This is a genomic window from Bacillus cereus group sp. MYBK14-1 (assembly GCF_051916885.1).
Lineage (GTDB): Bacteria > Bacillota > Bacilli > Bacillales > Bacillaceae_G > Bacillus_A > Bacillus_A cereus.
Genome location: NZ_JBQAHM010000053.1, coordinates 1 through 1,008, shown reverse-complemented (window position 1 = coordinate 1,008; position 1,008 = coordinate 1). Strand labels below are relative to the sequence as shown.

The window sequence follows — 1,008 nt, the reverse complement described above, 5'->3', positions numbered from 1 at the left end:
TGGTCGGCAACACTCTATCTACAAATTTAAGTATCTCATAAAAATAGATACTCTTGGGTTTATAGGTACATCCCGTCCCTAAAAAACCTAACTTAATCATACGAGGAGGTGTGTACATGAATGAAAAAAATGAGTTTTTGAGTGGATCAGCGTTTGATCCGAATTTACTTGGTCCGACATTGCCACCTATTCCTCCATTTACTTTACCCACTGGAGCGACAGGGCCTACAGGTCCGACTGGGATCACAGGATTCACTGGCCTGACTGGAGCGACAGGACCTACAGGCCCAACTGGGATTACAGGATTCACTGGCCCAACGGGAGCGACAGGACCTACAGGTATAACAGGGGAAACTGGAATTGGTATAACTGGCCCTACAGGACCTACTGGTGTAACAGGCGGAAGTATTATAGCTTATGGAGCCTTGTATGATAGATCTACTATACTTCGTACAGCGAATGTGGGCCAAAAAGTAGTTTTCCAGGATCTTGGTCCATCTTTAGGAACGAATCTTGATTTATTAAATAATAGTATTCAAGTATTGAATGATGGAATATATGAAATTAGTATGAATTTAACAGCAAGGCTCTTTAATCGCGATTTAACGCCTGTAGATACTATCTTAAGATTCAGGTTATATATTAATGACCTTACACCTGTTCAAGAAAGTGAATTTGAAGGCACAACATCTATAAGTGCAGATGTCCCTGTATCCGTTACGAATGCATATACCATTGGAAAAACAATAATAATTAGATTAAATGCAAATGATTCATTAAGTATTATAATTGATTTTGCACAAGGTGAAATTTCTACTTATGGAAATTCGTCTATAGTCGTAACAAGAATTGCAGATTAATATCGGGTGTTAGAGAAATAATTTTAACGAATTTCCTGAAAGAATTCTCCTTCCTCAAGCGTGTGAAGGGCGTAGCCCAACGGTAGGTGGGAGATGAATTTCGGTTTGGCGTAGCCAAAAGGTTTTCCTTTTTATTTTGCCTCTGATA

General features: G+C 39.2%; 1 protein-coding gene. It reads left to right on the top strand.

Features of this window, described 5'->3' with window-relative positions; translation table 11 throughout:
• Nucleotides 1-116 precede the first annotated feature (116 nt).
• Nucleotides 117-860: an exosporium leader peptide-containing protein gene (locus tag ACTFR3_RS30490; RefSeq protein WP_440045177.1), complete on the top strand. Its 744-nt coding sequence runs from the start codon at nucleotides 117-119 to the stop codon at nucleotides 858-860.
• Nucleotides 861-1,008: the final 148 nt, after the last annotated feature.

What these genes read in the sequence shown, in the direction of transcription:
- ACTFR3_RS30490 (WP_440045177.1), top strand. Translation starts at nt 117, where the DNA reads ATGAATGAAAAAAATGAGTTTTTGAGTGGATCAGCGTTTGATCCGAAT.